The sequence below is a fragment of the Streptomyces sp. NPDC058375 genome, assembly GCF_042723425.1.
GTDB classification, from domain to species: Bacteria; Actinomycetota; Actinomycetes; order Streptomycetales; family Streptomycetaceae; genus Streptomyces; species Streptomyces durocortorensis.
Genome location: NZ_JBHXJG010000135.1, coordinates 1 through 20,120 on the forward strand (window position 1 = coordinate 1; position 20,120 = coordinate 20,120).

Below are 20,120 nucleotides of genomic sequence, written 5' to 3' on the forward strand. Positions count from 1 at the left end.
CCCGAGGACGGTCCCTCGGGCGCTCACCCCTTCCCCGACGGCGGCAGGCTGGCAGAATCGGGGCCATGGCAGAAATCATCCAGCGGGACGGAACATGGACGTTCGACGGGGACACCGTGCGGATCGTGCCGGGAGGAAAGGCGCACCCGGTCCGGCAGGAGCTGGGTGAGATCGCCGTCCCCCTGGAGGCGGTGGCGGGCATCTCGTTCGAACCGGACCGCAAGGGCGGACGGCTGCGGCTGCGGCTGCGCGGCGGCGCCTGCCCGGTGCTGCGGGCCGCCGACGGCAGGCTCAAGGACGGCGCCGACCCCTACGTGCTGGTCGTGGAGAAGGACCGCACGGGGGTCGCGGAGTATTTCGTCGACGAGGTCCGCAACGCGCTGCTGATCGAGCAGGTGCCGGAAGGCCCGGTCGACCGCTTCCTGCTGCCCGGCCCCACCCTGCCGGTCTCGGGCGGGGGCGGTGACGGCACGGCGTCCTTCGACGGCGAGAGCGTCCGGCTGACCTGGAACTGGAAGGCCGAGGAGTCCAAGACGGCCGGGGGCGCGTCCACCTTCCCGCTGTCGCGGATCGCGGGCGTGCGGTGGCTGCCCTCGATCGGTCTGGAGAACGGCTATCTGCGCTTCGAGCCGGTCGAGGGGCCCGTCTCCACCCCGCCGAAGTACGACACGTACGCCCTGGACCTGTGGGGGATCTCCAAGAAGGAGCACACCGCGGTCCTGGTCGCGGCGGCGGTGCTGATGCGGCTGCCCGGGGCCCGGGCCGCCCTGGACGCGCCGGAGGCCCCCCCGGCCCTGACCAAGGCGGCCGAGCCCGCCGCCGCGCCGGCCACCCCACCCGCGGGCGACCACGACGCGCTGCTGCGGCGGCTGCGGGAGCTGGGCGAGCTGCACCGGGCCGGGGTCCTCACCGACGAGGAGTTCAGCACCGCGAAGCAGGCCGTTCTGCGGAGCATGTGAGGCGATCGAGCGACCTTTCCGGCACCGCCCTGCCCGATATCGGGCAGATTTCTTGCATAAGCGCGCCCCGGCACGCAATATCGACGGGTGCTTGAACGCCGCTCGTCGCACGACGACCTCATCGATCACCTCGTACGCTCCACCGCGCTCCAGCGCGGCGAGGCGGCCCGGGTGATCCTCGACGTGCTGGCGTACTTCGACGAGAGCACCGACGACTTCGTCCGGCGCCGCCACCGCGAACTGCAGTCCGGCGGCCTGGTCAACACGGAGATCTTCGAGCGGATCGCGGCCGAGCTGCCGCACCGCGCCGTGGCGCCGCCGGAGCTCTCGCTCCGCCAGCTGCGCCGCATCGTCTACGGCTGAGCGGGCCGGGCGCCCGTGCGCGGGGCGCCGTAACGCATGTGTGTACGTGTACGTCGATGGAGGGGCAGAGAATCCATGTGCGGGATCGTCGGATACATCGGGAAGCGTGATGTGGCACCGCTGCTGCTGGAGGGCCTGCAGCGGCTGGAGTACCGGGGTTACGACTCCGCGGGCATCGTCATCACCGGCAAGGCGGCGGCGGGCAAGCCGGGCACGCTGAAGATGGTCAAGGCCAAGGGCCGGGTCCGTGAGCTGGAGGCCAAGGTCCCCAAGCGGTTCGCGGGCACCACCGGCATCGCCCACACCCGCTGGGCCACCCACGGCGCCCCGAGCGACGAGAACGCGCACCCGCATCTGGACGCGGAGAACAAGGTCGCCGTCGTCCACAACGGGATCATCGACAACGCCTCCGAGCTGCGCACCCGGCTCACCGCCGACGGCGTCGTCTTCCTCTCGGAGACCGACACCGAGGTGCTGGTCCACCTGATCGCCCGCGCCCAGGCCGACACCCTGGAGGAGAAGGTCCGCGAGGCGCTGCGCCACGTCGAGGGCACGTACGGCATCGCCGTGCTGCACGCCGACTTCAACGACCGCATCGTGGTCGCCCGCAACGGCTCGCCGGTCGTCCTCGGCATCGGCGAGAAGGAGATGTTCGTCGCCTCCGACGTCGCCGCCCTGGTCGCCCACACCCGCCAGGTCGTCACGCTGGACGACGGCGAGATGGCCACGCTGAAGGCCGACGACTTCCGTACGTACACCACGGAGGGCTCGACCACGACGGCCACGCCGACCACCGTGGAGTGGGAGGCCGAGTCGTACGACATGGGCGGTCACGACACGTACATGCACAAGGAGATCTCCGAGCAGGCCGACGCCGTGGACCGGGTCCTGCGCGGCCGGATCGACGACCGGTTCTCCACCGTGCACCTGGGCGGCCTCAACCTGGACGCCCGCGAGGCGCGCGGGGTCCGCCGGATCAAGATCCTCGGCTGCGGCACCTCGTACCACGCGGGCCAGATCGGCGCGCAGCTCATCGAGGAGCTGGCGCGCATCCCCGCCGACGCCGAGCCGGCCTCCGAGTTCCGCTACCGCAACCCGGTCGTGGACCCCGACACCCTGTACGTCGCGGTCTCCCAGTCGGGCGAGACGTACGACGTGCTGGCCGCCGTCCAGGAGCTGAAGCGCAAGGGCGCGCGGGTCCTCGGCGTGGTCAACGTGGTCGGCTCCGCGATCGCCCGGGAGGCCGACGGCGGTACGTACGTCCACGCGGGCCCGGAGGTCTGCGTCGTCTCCACCAAGTGCTTCACCAACACGGTGGTCGCCTTCGCGCTGCTCGCGCTGCACCTGGGCCGCATCCGTGACCTGTCGGTCGCGGACGGCAAGCGGATCATCGACGGGCTGCGCCGGCTGCCCGAGCAGATCAGCGAGATCCTGGCGGGCGAGGACGAGATCAAGCGGCTCGCGGCGGAGTACGCGGACGCCAAGTCGATGATGTTCATCGGCCGGGTGCGCGGCTATCCGGTGGCCCGCGAGGCCTCGCTGAAGCTGAAGGAGGTCTCGTACATCCACGCCGAGGCCTACCCGGCCTCCGAGCTGAAGCACGGACCGCTCGCGCTGATCGAGCCCGCGATGCCGACCGTGGCGATCGTGCCGGACGACGACCTGCTGGAGAAGAACCGCGCCGCGATGGAGGAGATCAAGGCCCGCAGCGGCCGCATCCTCGCCGTGGCCCACCAGGTGCAGGAGAAGGCCGACCACACCATCGTCGTGCCGAAGAACGAGAACGAGCTGGATCCGATCCTCATGGGCATCCCGCTCCAGCTGTTCGCGTACCACACGGCCCTCGCGATGGGCCGGGACATCGACAAGCCGCGCAACCTGGCGAAGTCCGTGACGGTCGAGTAGGCGGCCGGAGAAAGACGTGGGGCCCCGTACCGCGATGAAACGGTACGGGGCCCAACGCGCGGTGCCACAGGGCCTTCTGGCGGCCCCTCAGGGGATGACGATGACGGGGCGTTGCGCGCGGCGGGCGAGGCGGCCGGCCACCGAGCCGAAGATCCGGCCGACGATGCCGTGCGTGGAGCCCACGACGATGGCGTCGGCGGCGTACTCCCGGCCGACCTCCTCCAGCTCGTGGCAGATGTCGCCGCCGCGCTCGACGAGCACCCAGGGCACCTCGGAGAGGTAGTCCGCGCAGGCCAGCTCCAGACCGAGGACCTCGGTGCGGTGGTCGGGGACGTCGACGAAGACGGGGGGCTCGCAGCCCGCCCAGACCGTGGTCGGCAGCCGGTTGGCGACATGCACGATGATCAGGCCGGAGCGCGAGCGGCCGGCCATGCCGATGGCGTAGGCGAGGGCCCGCTCACTGGACATGGAGCCGTCGAAACCGACCACGACTCCGTGCCGGAAGGCGGGATCGCACGCATGGCGTGCTTCTTCGACCGTCCGCGGCTCCGACCCTGGGTCGGCTACCGGCTTGCGGTCTTTGGGTTCAGGGATTTCGTGACCGGCCATCGGTGTCTCGGCGAAGAGAGTCCTCGTGAGGAGGGAACGGTTTCGAGAGGTGCATCAGCTGGTGGTGAAGCTCTGTCCGGGAATCATCTTCCCAACCCCATACCCCCAAGGGTACGGCGTCACCCCTCCACCGCCCAGACCCCCGCAAAAGCGCGCGTGACGCTGGAGGGAGCATGCCCGAGCCTGTCCGGGATGGCAATGCCGGTTGTGTCGTACACGGGCCTCGGAAGGCCTCGGAGGGGGCGAACACCGTCGGGCGTCCTGTTTTTCGCGAGGGCCGGCGACCGCCCGCGAAGGATGGCGACGGAGCCCGCACCCGGTCCCTGTTGGCCACGTCTCCGAACACGACCCGAAACCCGTCGTTCGCGTGTTCCCCGGCACAGCGGCCGATGACGCGACCCTGCGGCACCCTGCCCCCGCCTCCGCCACAACGCCCCGCGTGACCGCCCTCTCCGACCCGAACACGCCACCCGTCCACGGCCGCGAGGGAGCGCACCGGCGCGGCCGCCTCACGGCGGTTGTGCGCCCGGCGTGACCGGATACAGCACACGCAACCGATGGTTTTCAGCCAACTTCGCCTGAGTGCCGAACCCTTCGCGGGGTGGCCGGACAACCCACCGCCCACCAGGCAGGAACGGACCGCGCGGTACGCTTTCACCCGACGCGGACGGGCCACGTTGGCGAAGGGCACTTCCCTGTGCGCTTCGCAGGTGGAACGCTTCGTGATCGAACGCTTCACGCCACGTTTCCTTATCGACATTGAGCTGGTGGGGGAAGGTGTCACGGCGGGACCACGCGACGCAGTAGATTCGATCTTGAAAATCGGGGGCTGGGGAACCGTGCGAAACCGAGGGGAAACGTGCAGGAGCGGCAGGCCCGTAAGGACCAGGGAGACGCGAACACCGAGGGGGGCTTAGCGTCATGAGCCAGGACTCCGCCACCGCGACGGAGGCCGCACGCAAGCTGACCGGGCGGCGACGCCGGGAAGTCGTTGCCGTGCTGCTGTTCAGCGGCGGCCCTATCTTCGAGAGCTCCATCCCGCTCTCCGTTTTCGGGATCGACCGGCAGGACGCGGGAGTTCCCCGCTACCGCCTGCTGGTCTGCGGGGGCGAGGAAGGACCGCTGCGCACCACCGGTGGGCTCGAACTCACCGCGCCGTACGGCCTGGAGGCGATCAGCAGGGCCGGCACCGTGGTGGTGCCCGCCTGGCGGTCGATCACCTCGCCGCCGCCCGCCGAGGCACTGGACGCGCTGCGGCGCGCCCACGAGGAGGGCGCCCGCATCGTCGGACTGTGCACGGGAGCCTTCGTGCTCGCGGCCGCCGGCCTGCTGGACGGCCGGCCGGCCACCACCCACTGGATGTACGCGCCGACGCTGGCCAAGCGCTATCCGTCGGTGCACGTCGATCCGCGCGAGCTGTTCGTGGACGACGGCGATGTGCTCACCTCGGCCGGCACGGCCGCCGGGATCGATCTCTGCCTCCATATAGTCCGCACCGACCACGGCACGGAGGCCGCGGGCGCGCTCGCCCGCCGGCTCGTCGTGCCGCCGCGGCGCAGTGGCGGGCAGGAGCGCTACCTGGACAGGTCTTTACCGGAGGAGATCGGGTCCGACCCGCTCGCCGAGGTCGTGGCCTGGGCCCTGGAGCATCTGCACGAGCAGTTCGACGTGGAGACGCTCGCGGCGCGCGCCTACATGAGCAGGCGGACCTTCGACCGCAGGTTCCGTTCGCTCACCGGCAGCGCACCGCTCCAGTGGCTGATCACCCAGCGGGTGCTTCAGGCACAGCGGCTGCTGGAGACCTCCGACTACTCGGTCGACGAGGTCGCCGGCCGCTGCGGCTTCCGCTCACCGGTCGCGCTGCGCGGGCACTTCCGCCGCCAGCTCGGCTCCTCCCCCGCCGCGTACCGGGCCGCCTACCGGGCCCGTCGTCCGCAGGGGGTGGCGGAGAGCGCCGCGACGGTGGTCGAGACGATGGTGCCCAGCCAGGGGCCGCCGTCCGGACGCCGGGGTTCGCCCCTGTCCGCCGCACCGGTCGCCGTGGCGGCTTCGATGGGCCCCGGGGAGCACTCCCTCCCCGGTCCTGACGCGTACGCTCCCGGACGCCCGGCCCTGCCGGGACAGCGGAGTGCCCCGTAGGGTGGGGCCCATGAACGACCGCATGGTGTGGATCGACTGCGAGATGACCGGGCTCTCGTTGACGGACGACGCACTCATCGAGGTGGCCGCCCTGGTCACCGACTCGGAGCTGAACGTGCTCGGCGAAGGGGTGGACATCGTGATCCGCCCGCCGGACGCGGCCCTGGAGACCATGCCCGAGGTGGTGCGGCAGATGCACACCGCCTCGGGCCTCCTCGACGAGCTGGCCGGGGGCACCACCCTGGCGGACGCCGAGGAGCAGGTCCTGGCCTACGTCCGCGAGCACGTGAAGGAGCCCGGCAAGGCCCCGCTCTGCGGAAACTCGGTCGGTACCGACCGCGGCTTCCTGGCGCGGGACATGCGGGATCTGGAGAGCTACCTGCACTACCGGATCGTGGACGTGTCCTCGGTCAAGGAGCTGGCCCGGCGCTGGTTCCCCCGGGCGTACTTCAACAGCCCGGACAAGAACGGCAACCACCGGGCGCTGGCGGACATCCGTGACTCCATCACGGAGCTCCGCTACTACCGAGAAGCGGTCTTCGTCCCGCAGCCCGGCCCGGACTCGGAGCGCGCCAAGGAGATCGCGGCACGCCTGTCGGCCCCGGCCGCACCGTAGGAACCCGCTGGTCACGGGCGTGAAAGCGCCCGCGGACCGGCCCCGGGAAACGGGGGCGCGAGCACCCTCCCGGACCCTGTACACTTTTTCTCGGCCGGTCGGAAACGACCGGGCGACATGGTGGGTATAGCTCAGCTGGCAGAGCACCTGGTTGTGGTCCAGGATGTCGCGGGTTCAAGTCCCGTTACTCACCCTGAAGGAAGGGCCCCGGTCTTCGGACCGGGGCCCTTCTGCTTTCGGCGGTGCGCCGGGTCAGCGGGTGCGCCGAGGTGGTGGCCGCCCCTCAGGAGACGTCGCCGCGGACGCTGTCTCCGATGAGACCGTCGGTGTACGTCACGTACTTGGCGTCGAACACGCCCTTACCGGTGACGGTCCCGGTGACGTTCTCCCCGGGTGTGAGCGTGACCACATCGATCTGATCCTCATCCACGCCGAGTTCGGCGGTGTGCTTACCGCCGTCGGTGTCGGTGATCGTCACGTACAGCGGGTTGATGTCGAGATCCTGCTCGCTGTTGTTCCCGATGGTGACCTGGACGCTCGTGTAGTCGTCGCCCTGGGCCAGGACGCTCTTCTTGAAGTCGACGGCCTTCGCGGTGACCGTCACCGGCGCCGTCTCCGCCGGCCCCCGCTCAGCTGCGGCATCGGCGCCCTTTCCGGGTTTGGCGTCACCCGCTGCGGCCGGGGGCTTGCCGCTCGTCGTGGCGGTGTCGTCACCACCGGTGGCGACCGTGCTGATGACGGCGATGAGGATGAACAAGCCGACGACGCCCAGACACCCGAAGCCGATGATCTTTCCAGCGCCGCTCTTCTTGGGCGCCGACGGCGGCTGCCCCCATCCGGGCTGCTGCTGCGGCTGCTGATACGACATGCGTCCCCCAAGGGTGCTCGTGGAGCCATGAACGTAACGAGACGCGGGAAGTCGGGGAGCAGGATGTTCCGGTGGTGACGGAGTTGTGACCAAAAAGCGGAGATCATGTGAACACACGACCGTATTCCGCTCGGACGGGCGAACACCTGCGCGACACACCATCACCGCCACGGCCGCCGCCGCACCGGTCACGACGAGTCGCGGACCACCAGTTCCGTGGGCAGCACCACCGAAGGGCGCTCGTCGCCGGGGGCTCGGCCCGCGATCTCGTCCAGGAGGAGCTGGGCCATGCGGCGGCCCATCTCCTCTATGGGCTGGCGGACGCTCGTGAGGGCCGGGTGCATGTGGCGGGCGACCACCGAGTCGTCGAAGCCGACCAGTGCCACGTCCTCGGGGATGCGGCGGTCCGCCTCGCGCAGGACCTGGCGGGCGCCGGCGGCCATCACGTCGGAGGCGACGAAGACCGCGTCCAGGCCGGGGCGGCGGGCCAAGAGGTCGCGCATGGCCCTGGCACCGCCCTCCTCGGTGAAGTCGGCGGGGACGATGAGGCGTTCGTCGGGGGCCAGGCCAGCGGCGGAGATCGCCGCGCGGTAGCCGTCCAGGCGGCGCTGGGCCCCGTAGACCTCCAGACGGCCGGTGATCGTGGCGATCCGGCTGCGGCCCCGGGAGATCAGGTGGTCCACGGCGGCCCTGGCGCCCTCGAAGTTGTCGGAGTCGACCGAGGGCAGCGTCTCGGCCGCGTGCCGGGCGCCGCTGATCACGCAGGGCATGCCGAGCTGTTCCAGCAGCTCCGGCAGCGGGTCGTCCGCGTGCACGGCCACCAGGAGGACGCCGTCGACGCGGTGGGCGGTGAGGTACTGGGCAAGGCGGCGGCGCTCGCGGTCGCTGCCGACGAGGGTGAGGAGCAGTTGCATCTCGGTGTCGGCCAGGGCCGCGCCTACGCCGCGCACTATCGCGGAGAAGTACGGTTCGGCGAAGAAGCGGGTCTCGGGCTCGGGCACGACCAGCGCGATGGCGTCGGTGCGGTTGCCCGCCAGGGCGCGGGCGGCGCGGTTGGGGACGTAGCCCAGCTCGGCCACGGCCGCCTCGACCGCCTGGCGGGTCGCCTCGCTGACCCGGGGTGAGCCGTTGATGACCCGCGAGGCGGTGCCCCGGCCGACACCGGCCCGTGCCGCCACCTCTTCGAGCGTGGGCCGCCCGCCGCTCCGTACTCGCGCTGCCGCCATGGCTGCCTCCCCGTTCCCGGTCAATTTCTCACAGCCGTAACGTCAATCCAAGTCCTGGAACGATCATCCCGGCGGGGGTACGGGCAGGGGGGTGGGAGCGCTCCCACTTCAGGAGGGTGGGCCCCGGTCGGGGTTACCGGGGCCCACGCCCCTGGGTCAGGCGGCCGGGCCGGACGCCGGGGGCAGCGCGTGGCGGGCGATCACCTCGCCGTACCAGTGCGCGCTGGACTTCGGCGTACGGCGCTGGGTCGCGTAGTCGACGTACACCGCGCCGAAACGCTTCGCATAGCCGTAGCCCCACTCGAAGTTGTCCATCAGCGACCAGAGGAAGTAACCCCGCACGTCCGCCCCCTCGGCCGCCGCCCGGCGGACCGCCTCCAGGTGGCCGTGCAGATAGGCGATCCGCTCGGGGTCGTGGACCCGGCCGTCCGCGTCCGGGGCGTCGTCGAAGGCGGCCCCGTTCTCGGTCACCATCAGCGGCAGGTCCGGGTGCTCGCGCGAGACGTCCATGAGGAGGGCGTGCAGGCCGTTCGGGTCGACCGACCAGTTCATGGCGGTGCGCGGCTTGCCCTCGGCCAGGTGGAACGCCACGTGCTCCGAACCGGGCCACGGGGAGTGCTCGCTGCTGCCGTGGCCGTCGTTGCGGGTGTCCCCGGCGCCGTCGGCGGGCGTCGACACGATGGTGGGCGTGTAGTAGTTGACGCCGAGGACGTCGATCGGGGCCGCGATGGCGGCGAGGTCGCCCTCGTGGATCAACTCGGGCCAGTTGACGATGCGTTCGGTGTCGGTCAGGAGGTCTTCCGGGTAGGCGGCGTGCAGCATCGGGCCCGTGAAGATCCGGTTGCCCACCGCGTCGATCCGGCGGGCCGCGTCCGCGTCCGCCGCGCTGTCGGTCAGCGGGCGCACCTGGTGGAGGTTGAGGGTGACCGAGGTCTGCGCGGCAGCGGGGAGGTTGGCGCGCAGCGCCTCGGTCGCCCGGCCGTGGGCCAGGTTGAGGTGGTGGGCGGCCCGCAGCGCGGCGGCCGGTTCGGTGCGGCCGGGGGCGTGGACCCCGGAGCCGTAACCGAGGAAGGCCGAGCACCAGGGCTCGTTCAGCGTGGTCCACATCGCGACCCGGTCGCCGAGCGCGCGGGCCATGATGGCCGCGTAGTCCGCGAACCGTTCGGCCGTCGCGCGCTCGGGCCAGCCGCCCGCGTCCTCCAGCTCCTGGGGCAGGTCCCAGTGGTAGAGCGTGGCGACGGGCATGATGCCGGCCGCCAGCAGCTCGTCGACGAGCGAGCGGTAGAAGTCCAGGCCGCGCTCGATCGCGGGGCCCCGGCCGGTGGGCTGGACGCGGGACCAGGAGATGGAGAAGCGGTACGCCTGGAGGCCGAGGCGCTTCATCAGGGCGACGTCGTCGCGGTAGCGGTGGAAGTGGTCGGCGGCCACGTCCCCGGTGTCGCCGTTCAGGACCTTGCCGGGGGTGTGGCTGAACGTGTCCCAGATGGAGGGGGTGCGGCCCCTCTCGCGGGCGGCGCCCTCCACCTGGTACGCGGCGGTGGCCGCGCCCCACAGGAAGCCGGTCGGGAAGCGGGGTGTGGCGGCGGGGGCCGGCTGCGGGACCGTGTCGGGGCGGACGTCGGGTCGGACGGCTGTCATGTGGGAGCGCTCCCTAGGGGAAGGTGAGGGGTGGGGATGGAGGGGTGAAGGCCGTCAGCCCTTGACCGCGCCGGACATGATCCCGCCGACGATCTTCTTGCCGAAGACCACGAACACCACCAGCAGCGGCAGCGTGCTGATCAGCGCGCCCGCCATGACGATGGACTGGTCGGGGGTGTACGAGGCGCTGAGCTGGCCGAGGGCCACCTGAAGGGTCGGGTTCTGCTGGTTGAGGGCCAGGTAGGGCCAGAAGAAGTCGTTCCACGCCTGGACGAAGGTGAGCATCCCGAGCACCATCATCGCGGGGCGCGCCACCGGCAGCACGATGCTGCGCACGATACGGAAGTTGTTCGCGCCGTCGATCTTGGCCGCCTCGATCAGCTCGTACGGCAGCGCCTCGATCAGGTACTGGCGCATGAAGAACACGCCGAACGCGCTCACCAGCGTCGGGAAGATCACCGATTCGAGCTGCCCGCCCCAGCCGAGGCCGGACATCATCATGAACAGCGGGACGACGCTGAGCTGCGGCGGGATGGTGAGGGTGGCGATCACCGCGGTCATCAGCCAGCCGCGGCCCCGGAAGCGCATCTTGGCGAACGCGTAACCGGCGAGCGTGCAGAAGAACAGCGTGGCGAGGGTGATCGAGGACGAGACGATGATGCTGTTGACGATCGCCTTGCCGAGGTTGGCCTGCTCCCAGGCCGTCTGGACGTTCTCCAGCAGCTTGCCGCCCGGGAGGAACGGCGGTGTGGAGGCGAGGACTTCGTCCTGGGTGCGGGAGGCCGCCACCAGGGTCCAGTAGAGCGGCAGCAGCGAGCCGAAGCCTACGACGGCGAGCGCGACGTAGGCGAAGGGCCCGCCCTTCAGCTGCTGGCCGGCGCCCATCCGGAAGCGGCTCGGGCGGGAGGGCCCGCCGTTCTTCGAGGTCGGCGCGAGCTTCACGGGGGCCGTGGGCGTGGGGCTGGTCAGGGTCATGAGGGCGCTCCCGGTCGGACCGCGGACGTGCGGAAGAATCGGCCGACGATCCAGTTGGCCGCGGCGATGAGCAGCAGGAGCGCGAGCATCGCCCAGGCCACGGCTGCCGCCGGACCGAGATGTCCGAGGTTCCAGCCGTAGTTGTAGAGGTAGATGCTGAGCGTCTCGTACTGGTTCTCGTTGCCGCCGGTGGCGCCCATCGCACCGCCCTCCAGCAGCAGCGGCTCGCCGAACAGCTGCATGGAGCCGATGGTGGAGATGACGATGGTGAACAGGATCGTCGGCCGCAGCGAGGGGATGGTGACCTTGCGGAACTGCTGCCAGCGCGACGCCCCGTCCAACGAGGCCGCCTCGTAGAGGTCGTTGGGGACGGCCTGCATGGCGGCGAGGTAGATCAGCGCGTTGTAGCCGGTCCACCGCCAGATCACGATGATCGAGATCGCGAGCTTCGACGTCCAGTGTCCGTTGGCCCAGTTGACCGGGTCGAAGCCGACGAGGCCGAGCGTCCAGTTGAGCAGTCCGCCGTCCGCCCGGAAGACCAGCGCGAAGACGAGGGCGGCCGAGGCGACCGAGGTCGCGTACGGGGTGAGGATGATCGTGCGCCAGAACGTGCTGGCGCGCAGGCGGTAGTTGAGGAGATGGGCGAGGCCGAGGGCCATCAGGAGCTGCGGGACGGTGGAGATGACGCCGATCAGGAAGGTGTTGCTGACCGAGGTCCAGAACTCCGGGTCGTTCAGGATCTTGTCGAAGTTCTCCCAGCCCACCCACTCCATGGAGTCCAGGCCGGTCATCGAGACCCGGTGCAGCGCGATCCAGCCGGTGTAGAGCAGCGGGTAGAGGCCGAAGGCCCCGAAGATCAGGAAGAACGGCGCTATGTACGCGTACGGGGACGCCTTGTCGTCGAACCGCCACAGCCGGCTGCGCCACATCTGCCGTCGCTCGTCGGTCGGTTCCTTCTTCGATGGGCGGGGCGCTTTCGCGTACGCATCCCGGGTGGGGGTCGAGGTTGCCACGGGCGGGGAGTCCTTCCCTGGGTGCGGCTGGGAGTCGGGCGGTCGGGCCGGGGCGGGCGGGGCGGTCGCCGCCCGCCCCGGAGGGCGGATCAGGGTCAGCCGATGGCCTTGTCGATCGTCCGCACGGCCGCGTCCCAGGCGTCGTCGGGGCTGGTGCCGCGCTGTTCCATGTTGTTGATCTGGGTGGAGATGGAGTCCTTGATCACGCCGTCCTTCGGGCCGAGGACCGCCTCGGGGATGGACTTCGCGCCGTCGGCGTAGATCTGGCCGATGGGGGCGTCGTTGAAGTACGGCAGGGTCGCGTTCTTCACGTCGGGCAGTTCGTAGGCGCCCTGGTTGGACGGGAAGACGCCGATCGCCTTGAAGACGGCGGCCTGCTGCTCGGGGGCGGTCAGCCACTTGACGAGCTTGGTGGCCTCGTCGACGTTCTTCCCGGACTTGGGGACGGCGAGGAAGGAGCCGCCCCAGTTGGCGGCGGTGTTGCCGGGGGCGCTGGTGATGTCCCACTTGCCCTTGTTGGCGTCACCGGCGTACGTGGAGATCTGGCCGGCCATCCAGGCGGGACAGACGACGGTGGCGACGGTGCTCTTGCGCAGGGCGGCCTGCCACTGGTCCTCGAACTGGGCCAGGCCCTGCGTCAGCTTCTTGGACGCGGCCTCGGCGGCGAGCTCCCAGCCCTTCTTGACGCTGGCGCTGTCCTTGTAGACGGGCTTGCCGCTCGCGTCGTAATACTGCTCGGGGCTGGAGCTGACGACGGCGTTGAACATGGCGCTCGCGGAGTCCATGAAGTACGTGCCGGCCGGGGCCTTCTTCTTGTACTGCTCGCCGAGTGCGAGGAAGTCCTCCCAGCCGCCCTCGGTCAGCTTCGCGACCTCGGCGCGGTCGGTGGGCAGCCCGGCCTTCTCGAACAGCTCGCGGTTGTAGCAGAGGGACATGGGGCCGATGTCGGTGCCCGCGCCGATGACCGCACCGCTGGGGGCGGTGGCCTGCTTCGCCTTCCACGACACCCACTCGTCCACGCCGATGGTCTTGGAGAGGTCGGCGAAGGAGTCCGCCTTGGTGTCGACGATCTCCTTGATCCGGCCGACCTCGATGCCCTGGACGTCGGCGAGACCGCTGCCGGAGTTCAGCTGCTGGAGGAGCTTGGGGTAGTAGTTCTTCTCCTCGGCGGTGGTGTCCTCCTTGACCGTGATCTTCGGGTTCAGCTCGTGGTACTTCTCGAAGAGCCCGGCCTCCTTGTACCCGAACTGCCCGAAGTCGGCGACGGTCAGGGTGATGTTGCCGTTCGCGTCGGCTCCCTTGTCCGAGTCGGACGAGCCGCCGCCGCATCCGGTGAGGAGGAGGGCGGCGGCCGTGAGGCCCGTGGTGGCCACGACGGCGGTTCTCGGGCGTCGGCGGGCGACGCTGCGGGTGATGCGCATTCCACTGCTCCTTGTTCCGGGGGTCCGGCAATGGCGCATGGGAGCGCTCCCATGCATCGTTGCCGGAAGGTTCCTGCCTCCAGGGGGTGGGTGTCAAGAGTTGAAGACGATTCCGTTGCCGAAGGATGTCCGGCGCGTCACCGAGGGGCGCTCGGGCGCCTCTTCCGTCGGAAGGTGAACGGGGGCAACCCGGGCCGGGTGGGGTGCCCGGCCACCTCACCCCTGTTAATTTCTCCCTTATGTACCTTTTGATCGTCCTGGTCGCCGACACCAGCCACGGTGAGTGAGGCGGGATGGGCGTCCTGCGCGACCATCCCGAACTGGCCCTTTTCTTCTGCCTCGCGGCCGGCTATCTCGTCGGCAAGCTCCGCATCGGCCCGATCACGCTCGGCGGTATCTGCGGCACCCTGATCGTGTCGCTGCTGATCGGCACCCGACACGTCAGCGTCGACGACGACGTCAAGACGGTCTTCTTCGCGCTGTTCATCTTCTCGCTCGGCTACATGGCCGGGCCGCAGTTCTTCGCCAACCTCAACCGCAAGAGCCTGCGCTTCTTCACGCTCTGCCTGATCGAGCTGGTCTGCGTCCTCGGGATCGCCTTCGGGCTCGCCAAGGCCTTCGACCTGGACGTGGGCACCGCCTCCGGGATCCTGGCGGGCGCGGCCACCGAGTCCGCCGTCGTGGGCACGGCCACCGAGGCGATCGGGAAGCTCAGCGACCTGACCTCCGAGCAGATCACCCAGTACCAGGGGCACGTGGCCACCGCCTACACGGTCTGCTACCTGTTCGGCCTGATCACCATCGTCCTCTTCACCAGTCAGATCATGCCGATGCTGCTGCGCATCGACCTGGCGGACGCCTCGCGCGAGCTGTGGGAGAAGATGCGCGGCGGCCAGGCGGGGCTGGAGTCCGACGAGCGCGAGGCGCTGCCGGGCATGGTCGGCCGCACGTATCTGGTGACGCGGGCGGACGGGCGGACCGTCGGTGATCTTCAGAGCGCCATGGGCGGCCGGATCACCGTCGAGGGGGTCAAGCGCGGCAGCAAGCTGCTGACGCCCTCCCCCGGTCTGGAGCTGACGCTCAGCGACCTGATCCAGGTGGTCGGGGAGCGGGCGGCGATCATCGACGCGGGTCGGGAGATCGGTCCGGAGACCCCGGCCGTGCCGGGGCTCGACACCCCGCTGGCCACCAGTCAGGTCGCCGTGACCGAGAAGGAGACGATCGGCGCGACCATCGCCCGGCTGGAGAAGCGCCATCCGGAGTTCCGCAAGGACGGCGTCTACGTCACCGATGTGCTCCGCAACGACCAGCACCTGCCCGCCGGCGGGGAGACGGTCCTCGCCCGGGGCGACGTGCTCACCCTGGTCGGCGCCCGGGGCGGGCTGAACCGGCTCGTCGCGAAGCTCGGCGCGGTGGTGAAGAACGACGCCACCGACTTCATCTACCTGGGCTTCGGCATTGTGGCGGGCTCCCTGCTCGGCCAGATCGTCGTCAAGCTCGGCGACGTCCCGATGTCGCTCGGCACCGGCGGCGGCTGTCTGGTCTCGGGTCTTGTCTTCGGCTGGTTCCGCTCCCGCAGCCAGACCTTCGGGGCGTTCCCGCCCCAGGCCGCGACCACCCTCAAGGACATGGGCCTGGCCGTCTTCATCGCGTGTACGGGACTGGCGGCGGGCCCGCAGGCCTGGCCGCTGCTGAAGGAGTACGGGGCGTTGCTGCCGTTCGCGGGCATCGCGATGGTGCTGGTCCCGGCGACGATCTCACTGGTCGTCGGGCGCAAGCTGCTGAAGATCGAGAAGCCGCTGCTGATCGGCGCCATCGCCGGACAGCAGTGCTCGACCCCGGCGATCACCTCCATCACCCAGGTGGCCCAGAGCTCGGTCCCGCTCCTCGGCTACACGATCACGTACACGCTCTCCAACTTCCTGCTGCCGCTGACCGGTCCCCTCCTCGTCGGCGTGCTGGGGGCCTGACGTGATCGACTTCCTGAACCGGAACATCTTCCAGCCCCACCCCGAACTGCTCGTCTTCCTCGTGGTGGCGTTCGGCTTCCTGCTCGGGAAGGTCCGCTACCGGGCGATCGCGCTGGGCGCGGTGACGGGCTGTCTGGTGGCCGGTCTGCTGCTCGGGGCCCAGTTCAAGGTCCAGATCGACGACACGGTGAAGAACCTCTTCTTCATCATGTTCCTGTTCGCCCTGGGCTACCGGGTGGGTCCGCAGTTCTTCCGGGGGCTCCGGAAGGACGGCCTGCCGCAGGTCGTCAACGCCGTGGTCGTCTGTGTGACCGGGCTGCTGGTGTCGTGGCTCTTCGCGCACCTGCTCGGTTACGGTCCCGGGCTCGGCGCCGGCCTGATGAGCGGGGCGCTGACCCAGTCGGCGGCGATCGGTGTCGCCCAGGACGCGATCGGTACGCTGCCGGGGCTGTCGGCCGACGAGGTGAAGACCGAGGAGAACCTGGTCGCCGTCGGGTACGCGGTGACGTATCCGCTGGGCACGATCCTGTGCGCGATGCTCCTGGCCAATGTGCTGCCCCGGCTTTACCGCCGCGACCTGGCGAAGGAGAGCGCGGAGCTCGCGGCGGAGCTGGACGCGCCGGACGAGAGCCCGGACGAGGGCGAGGGCTACTACGAGGTGGTCCTGCGCGCGTACAGCGTCCAGCGCCCGGATCTGGTGGGCCGGTCGGTGGCGGACTTCGAGGAGCAGCAGAAGGCGCTGGGCCGCAGGGTGTACCTCACCGGGGTCCGCCGGGACGGGACGGTGCTGGAGCACGACCAGTCCCGCACCCTGCGGCTCGGCGACACCGTCGCGGTCAGCGCGATCCGGGGCGACCTGGTGGACTTCGACGCCCGTACGCACATCGGGTCCGAGGCCGACGACGTCGCGCTGCTCGGCTACCGCACCGAGACGCTGCACGTCGTCGTCTCGGAGAAGGCGCAGCTCGGCCGGACCGTGGAGGAGGTGCGGCGGGAGCCGTTCATGGTCGGCGTGTACATCGACAAGCTGTACCGGGCGGGGGCCCTCTTCCCGTACCGCCTGTCCACGAAGCTGGAGCGCGGCGACACGCTGATCCTCACCGGTCCGGAGCGTCTGGTCGGCCCGGCGGGGAAGGCGCTCGGCAAGCCCGTGCCGACGAGTTTCGCGACGGACATGGTCTGGGTCGGCCTCGGCATCTTCCTCGGCGGCTGCATCGGCATCCCGGCGCTGACGGCGGGCGGGGTGCCGATCTCGCTGTCCACCTCCGGCGGCGGCCTGATCATGGGGCTGGTCTTCGGCTGGATCCGCGGCAAGTACCCGACGTACGGGAACGTACCGCCGGGCGCGCAGTGGTTCATGGACACCTTCGGGCTCTGCCTGTTCGTGGCCGTCGTCGGCATCAACGCCGGGCCCGGCTTCACCAGCGGTCTCTCCTCGGCCGGCTGGGGTCTGCTGCTGCTGGGCGCGGTCGCCACCGTCGTCCCGCTGATCGTGGGCTTCCTGGTCGGGCACCACGTGCAGAGGATCCGCTTCCCGATCCTGATGGGCGTCCTGGCGGGCGGCCAGACCACCACGGCGGCCATCGGCGCCGTCAACGAGACCTCGAAGTCCCAGATCCCCACACTCGGCTACACCATCCCGTACGCCGTCGGCAACGTCCTGCTGACGGTGTGGGGCGCCGTGATCGTCCTGCTCAACCACTGACCGTAACGGAGTGGACACCCCATGCCCAAGACCAGCCTCAGCCGTGAAGAGATCCGGTCGTTCGCCCAGCTCTCCCCCTTCGAGCTGAAGGACAAGTTCATCCAGATCGCGACGGCCGCGCAGCGCGATCAGCCGGGCCAGAAGGGGCAGTCGACGCGGACGATGCTGAACGCGGGCCGCGGCAACCCGAACTGGGTCGCCACGGGGCCCCGCGAGGCGTACCACGCGCTCGGCTACTTCGCGATCTCGGAGTCCCGGCGGGTGTGGACGGCCGACAACCTGGGCGGTATGCCGGAGCAGTCGGGGTGTGCGGAGCGCTTCGAGCACTTCGTCCGTACGCACCCGGAGCTGCCGGGCATCGAGCTGCTGAAGGCGAGCGTGGACCTGGCGGTGAAGCGGTTCGGCTTCGACCGGGACGCGTTCGTGCACGAGCTGGCGGACTCCTCGATCGGGGACAACTACCCGGTGCCGGACCGGATCCTGCGCCACACCGAGGAGATCGTGCGCGGCTACGTCGTGGACGAGATGTTCGACCACCGGCCGCCGGAGGGGCAGTCGCTGAGCCTGTTCGCCACCGAGGGCGGCACGGCGGCGATGTGCTACATCTTCGACTCGCTGATGAAGAACGGGATCCTGGAGAAGGGCGACCGGATCGCCCTGATGGTGCCGGTGTTCACCCCGTATCTGGAGATCCCGGAGCTGGACACGTACGACTTCGACGTGGTGCGGGTGGAGGCGAGCCTGTTCACCGAGACCGGGGTGCGGCAGTGGCGCTATCCGGAGGAGGAGGTCGCCAAGCTCGCGGACCCCTCGGTGAAGCTGGTCTGCTGTGTGAACCCGAGCAACCCGCCGTCGCTGGCGCTCTCCACCCGGGTCTCCGAGCAGATCGTCTCGATCGTCGGCGAGCAGAACCCGAACCTGATCATCGTGACCGACGATGTGTACGGGACGTTCGTGGAGGGCTTCCGCTCGCTCGCCGCCGACCTGCCGCGCAACACGCTCCTCGTCTACTCCTACTCCAAGCACTACGGGGCGACCGGCTGGCGGCTCGGGGTGATCGCGCTGCACGACGACAACGTGATCGACGCGATGCTGGCGGGGCAGGACCGGGCGCAGAAGGACCGGCTCAACAGGCGTTACGGGACGCTTTCGTTGGAGCCGGAGAAGATCCGCTTCATCGACCGGCTGGTGGCGGACTCACGGCAGGTGGCGCTGAATCACACGGCGGGCCTTTCGCTGCCGCAGCAGGTGATGATGGCGCTGTTCTCGCTGTTCGACATGCTGGACGAGGGGCAGGCCTACAAGCACCGGATCCGGGCGATCGTGCGGCAGCGGCTCGAACTCCTCCTTGAGGGCGTGCACATGAAGGTCTCGGAGGACCCGAAGCGGGCGGCGTACTACATCGAACTGGATCTGCTGGCCGAGGCGGAGCGGATCCACGGAAAGCCGTTCGCCGATTTCCTGGAGAAGAACTACGAGCCGGTCGACCCGCTGTTCCGGCTGGCCGAGCAGACCTCGGTGGTTCTGCTCAACGGCGGTGGCTTCGACGGCCCTCAGTGGTCGGTGCGGGTGTCGCTGGCCAACCTGGACGACCTGGACTACCTGAAGATCGGCCACCATCTGCGGGCGATCTTCGACGCGTACGCGGAGGAGTGGCGGGCGGGCGGCTCCGGCCCGTCCGGCGCTTGAGGACGCCCGCCGAACCAGCCCGTCCGGCGCTTGAGGACATCTTTTGGGCGTGGGCGCCGGCACGGGCACCGGACGTAGGGGCGGCCCCGGCCGGGGGTGGGGGGCCCGGCCGGGGCGCAGTGGGGGGCTCGGTGGATCGAGAGGGCGTGCGGGCTACCGGTAGGCCGCGAACGCCTTCGTGAAGGCCAGCGGCTCCTGGTCGATCGAGCTGCACGTGGCGTCCGCTTCCGGCTTGGGCCCGCCGGGGCACGCCTTGTCCCGGGTGCCGGACCACATCGCGAGGCGGCCGATGCCCTTCTCCTCGGCGAACTTCACCAGTTGGCCGGCGTCCTCGACGGTGAAGGTCTCGGTGACGACGTCGTTGACGCCGATCATCGGGGTGACCGCGACGGCCTGCCACGCGGCGGCGTCGGAGAGGCCGAGGACGCCCTTGATCTGGGCCTGGGTGGCGGTCGCCGCCTGGATCGCGTACTCGCCCATGTCCTCGCTGTAGGCGGGGCCGTAGTCCATCGCCATGATGTTGACCGCGTCGACGCGGACGCCGTTCTTCTCCGCGTCGGCCAGCAGGTCCACTCCCGGCTGGGTCAGCCCCTCGGGCATGACGGGCAGGGTGAAGGCGACGTCGAGGTCGGGGTACGTCTTCTGGAGCTGGGCGATGGCCTGGGAGCGGCGGGTGTTGGCGGCCGCGTCGGGCAGGGCGGCGCCCTCGATGTCGAAGTCGACCTTGGTGAGGTCGTAGGCGTCGACGACCTTGCCGTACGCGGCGGCGAGGTCGTCGGCGGAGGAGCAGTTGAGGGCCAGTTCGGCGCCGGCCGCACCGCCGAAGGAGACCCGGACGTCACCGCCCTGCTCCCGCAACGCCCCTATCCGGGATGCCACCTGGTCGTCGCCGAGACCGGTGACGCCACCCCAGAGCGGGGCGCAGCCGCCGCCGGAGGTGATGAAGGCGAGGTGGAACTCCTTCACACCGGTCTTGGCGGCGGTGTCGAGGAGATCGTAGGCGGGGTTGAGCGAGGTGTCGACG

15 protein-coding genes, 1 tRNA gene and 1 pseudogene are annotated in these 20,120 nt (G+C 70.1%); 9 read left to right on the forward strand and 8 right to left on the reverse strand.

Annotation, left to right across the window (positions count from 1 at the left end; all coding sequences use genetic code 11):
* Nucleotides 1–65: 65 nt before the first annotated feature.
* From ACFWM7_RS21440 to glmS, 3 genes are all read left to right on the forward strand, one after another.
* The gene (locus ACFWM7_RS21440; RefSeq protein WP_383262935.1) at nucleotides 66–959 is read left to right on the forward strand and encodes a DUF4429 domain-containing protein; all 894 of its coding nucleotides are present in this window, start codon (nucleotides 66–68) and stop codon (nucleotides 957–959) included.
* A gap of 87 nt (nucleotides 960–1,046) precedes the next feature.
* The gene (locus ACFWM7_RS21445) at nucleotides 1,047–1,322 is read left to right on the forward strand and encodes a hypothetical protein (protein WP_003968990.1); all 276 of its coding nucleotides are present in this window, start codon (nucleotides 1,047–1,049) and stop codon (nucleotides 1,320–1,322) included.
* A gap of 75 nt (nucleotides 1,323–1,397) precedes the next feature.
* Entirely contained in the window at nucleotides 1,398–3,227 is a 1,830-nt protein-coding gene (gene glmS / locus ACFWM7_RS21450) for a glutamine--fructose-6-phosphate transaminase (isomerizing) (protein ID WP_383262937.1), read from the forward strand.
* Between the two features lie 87 nt (nucleotides 3,228–3,314).
* On the opposite strand, the gene ACFWM7_RS21455 is transcribed toward glmS, so the two are convergent.
* Nucleotides 3,315–3,836 carry a universal stress protein gene (locus ACFWM7_RS21455; RefSeq protein WP_383262938.1) on the reverse strand — a complete coding sequence of 174 codons (522 nt, stop codon included), beginning with the start codon at nucleotides 3,834–3,836 and terminating at the stop codon, nucleotides 3,315–3,317.
* Nucleotides 3,837–4,757: 921 nt separating this feature from the next.
* On the opposite strand from ACFWM7_RS21455, the gene ACFWM7_RS21460 reads away from it, so the two are divergent.
* The 3 genes from ACFWM7_RS21460 (at nucleotide 4,758) to ACFWM7_RS21470 (ending at nucleotide 6,784) form a co-directional block, all read left to right on the forward strand.
* Entirely contained in the window at nucleotides 4,758–5,975 is a 1,218-nt protein-coding gene (locus ACFWM7_RS21460; protein ID WP_383262940.1) for a helix-turn-helix domain-containing protein, read from the forward strand.
* A 10-nt stretch (nucleotides 5,976–5,985) separates the two neighbouring features.
* Nucleotides 5,986–6,591, forward strand: a complete 606-nt coding sequence (gene orn, locus ACFWM7_RS21465) for an oligoribonuclease (protein WP_205085034.1) — start codon at nucleotides 5,986–5,988, stop codon at nucleotides 6,589–6,591.
* A 120-nt stretch (nucleotides 6,592–6,711) separates the two neighbouring features.
* A tRNA-His gene (locus ACFWM7_RS21470) sits at nucleotides 6,712–6,784 on the forward strand.
* 90 nt (nucleotides 6,785–6,874) lie between these two features.
* On the opposite strand, the gene ACFWM7_RS21475 is transcribed toward ACFWM7_RS21470, so the two are convergent.
* From ACFWM7_RS21475 to ACFWM7_RS21500, 6 genes and pseudogenes are all read right to left on the reverse strand, one after another.
* On the reverse strand, nucleotides 6,875–7,459 hold the full coding sequence (locus ACFWM7_RS21475) for a DUF4352 domain-containing protein (protein WP_383262942.1): 585 nt from the start codon (nucleotides 7,457–7,459) through the stop codon (nucleotides 6,875–6,877).
* A 188-nt stretch (nucleotides 7,460–7,647) separates the two neighbouring features.
* Nucleotides 7,648–8,685: a LacI family DNA-binding transcriptional regulator gene (locus ACFWM7_RS21480; protein ID WP_383262944.1), complete on the reverse strand. Its 1,038-nt coding sequence runs from the start codon at nucleotides 8,683–8,685 to the stop codon at nucleotides 7,648–7,650.
* Between the two features lie 156 nt (nucleotides 8,686–8,841).
* A complete protein-coding gene (locus tag ACFWM7_RS21485) occupies nucleotides 8,842–10,323 on the reverse strand; it encodes a GH1 family beta-glucosidase (protein ID WP_383262945.1) in 1,482 nt (493 codons plus the stop codon).
* A gap of 54 nt (nucleotides 10,324–10,377) precedes the next feature.
* Nucleotides 10,378–11,298, reverse strand: coding sequence for a carbohydrate ABC transporter permease (locus ACFWM7_RS21490; RefSeq protein WP_383262947.1), 921 nt, complete (start codon nucleotides 11,296–11,298; stop codon nucleotides 10,378–10,380).
* On the reverse strand, nucleotides 11,295–12,311 hold the full coding sequence (locus ACFWM7_RS21495; RefSeq protein ID WP_383262948.1) for a carbohydrate ABC transporter permease: 1,017 nt from the start codon (nucleotides 12,309–12,311) through the stop codon (nucleotides 11,295–11,297). The genes ACFWM7_RS21490 and ACFWM7_RS21495 overlap by 4 nt, the downstream gene beginning before the upstream one ends.
* Before the next feature lie 311 nt (nucleotides 12,312–12,622).
* Nucleotides 12,623–13,789 (reverse strand): annotated as a pseudogene (locus ACFWM7_RS21500) (ABC transporter substrate-binding protein); the annotation flags it as partial.
* Nucleotides 13,790–14,025: 236 nt separating this feature from the next.
* Between ACFWM7_RS21500 and aspT (ACFWM7_RS21505) the strand changes: the two are divergent.
* Genes aspT (ACFWM7_RS21505) through ACFWM7_RS21515 form a run of 3 tightly spaced genes read left to right on the forward strand, consistent with a single transcriptional unit; the run spans nucleotide 14,026 to nucleotide 19,096 of the window.
* Entirely contained in the window at nucleotides 14,026–15,702 is a 1,677-nt protein-coding gene (gene aspT / locus ACFWM7_RS21505) for an aspartate-alanine antiporter (protein ID WP_383262949.1), read from the forward strand.
* Between the two features lies 1 nt (nucleotide 15,703).
* Nucleotides 15,704–17,407, forward strand: coding sequence for an aspartate-alanine antiporter (aspT, locus tag ACFWM7_RS21510; protein ID WP_383262951.1), 1,704 nt, complete (start codon nucleotides 15,704–15,706; stop codon nucleotides 17,405–17,407).
* A 21-nt stretch (nucleotides 17,408–17,428) separates the two neighbouring features.
* Entirely contained in the window at nucleotides 17,429–19,096 is a 1,668-nt protein-coding gene (locus tag ACFWM7_RS21515) for a bifunctional aspartate transaminase/aspartate 4-decarboxylase (RefSeq protein WP_383262953.1), read from the forward strand.
* A gap of 153 nt (nucleotides 19,097–19,249) precedes the next feature.
* Here ACFWM7_RS21515 and ACFWM7_RS21520 read toward each other — a convergent pair.
* A partial coding sequence (locus ACFWM7_RS21520; RefSeq protein ID WP_383262955.1) for a chitinase occupies nucleotides 19,250–20,120 on the reverse strand: 871 nt, incomplete at its 5' end.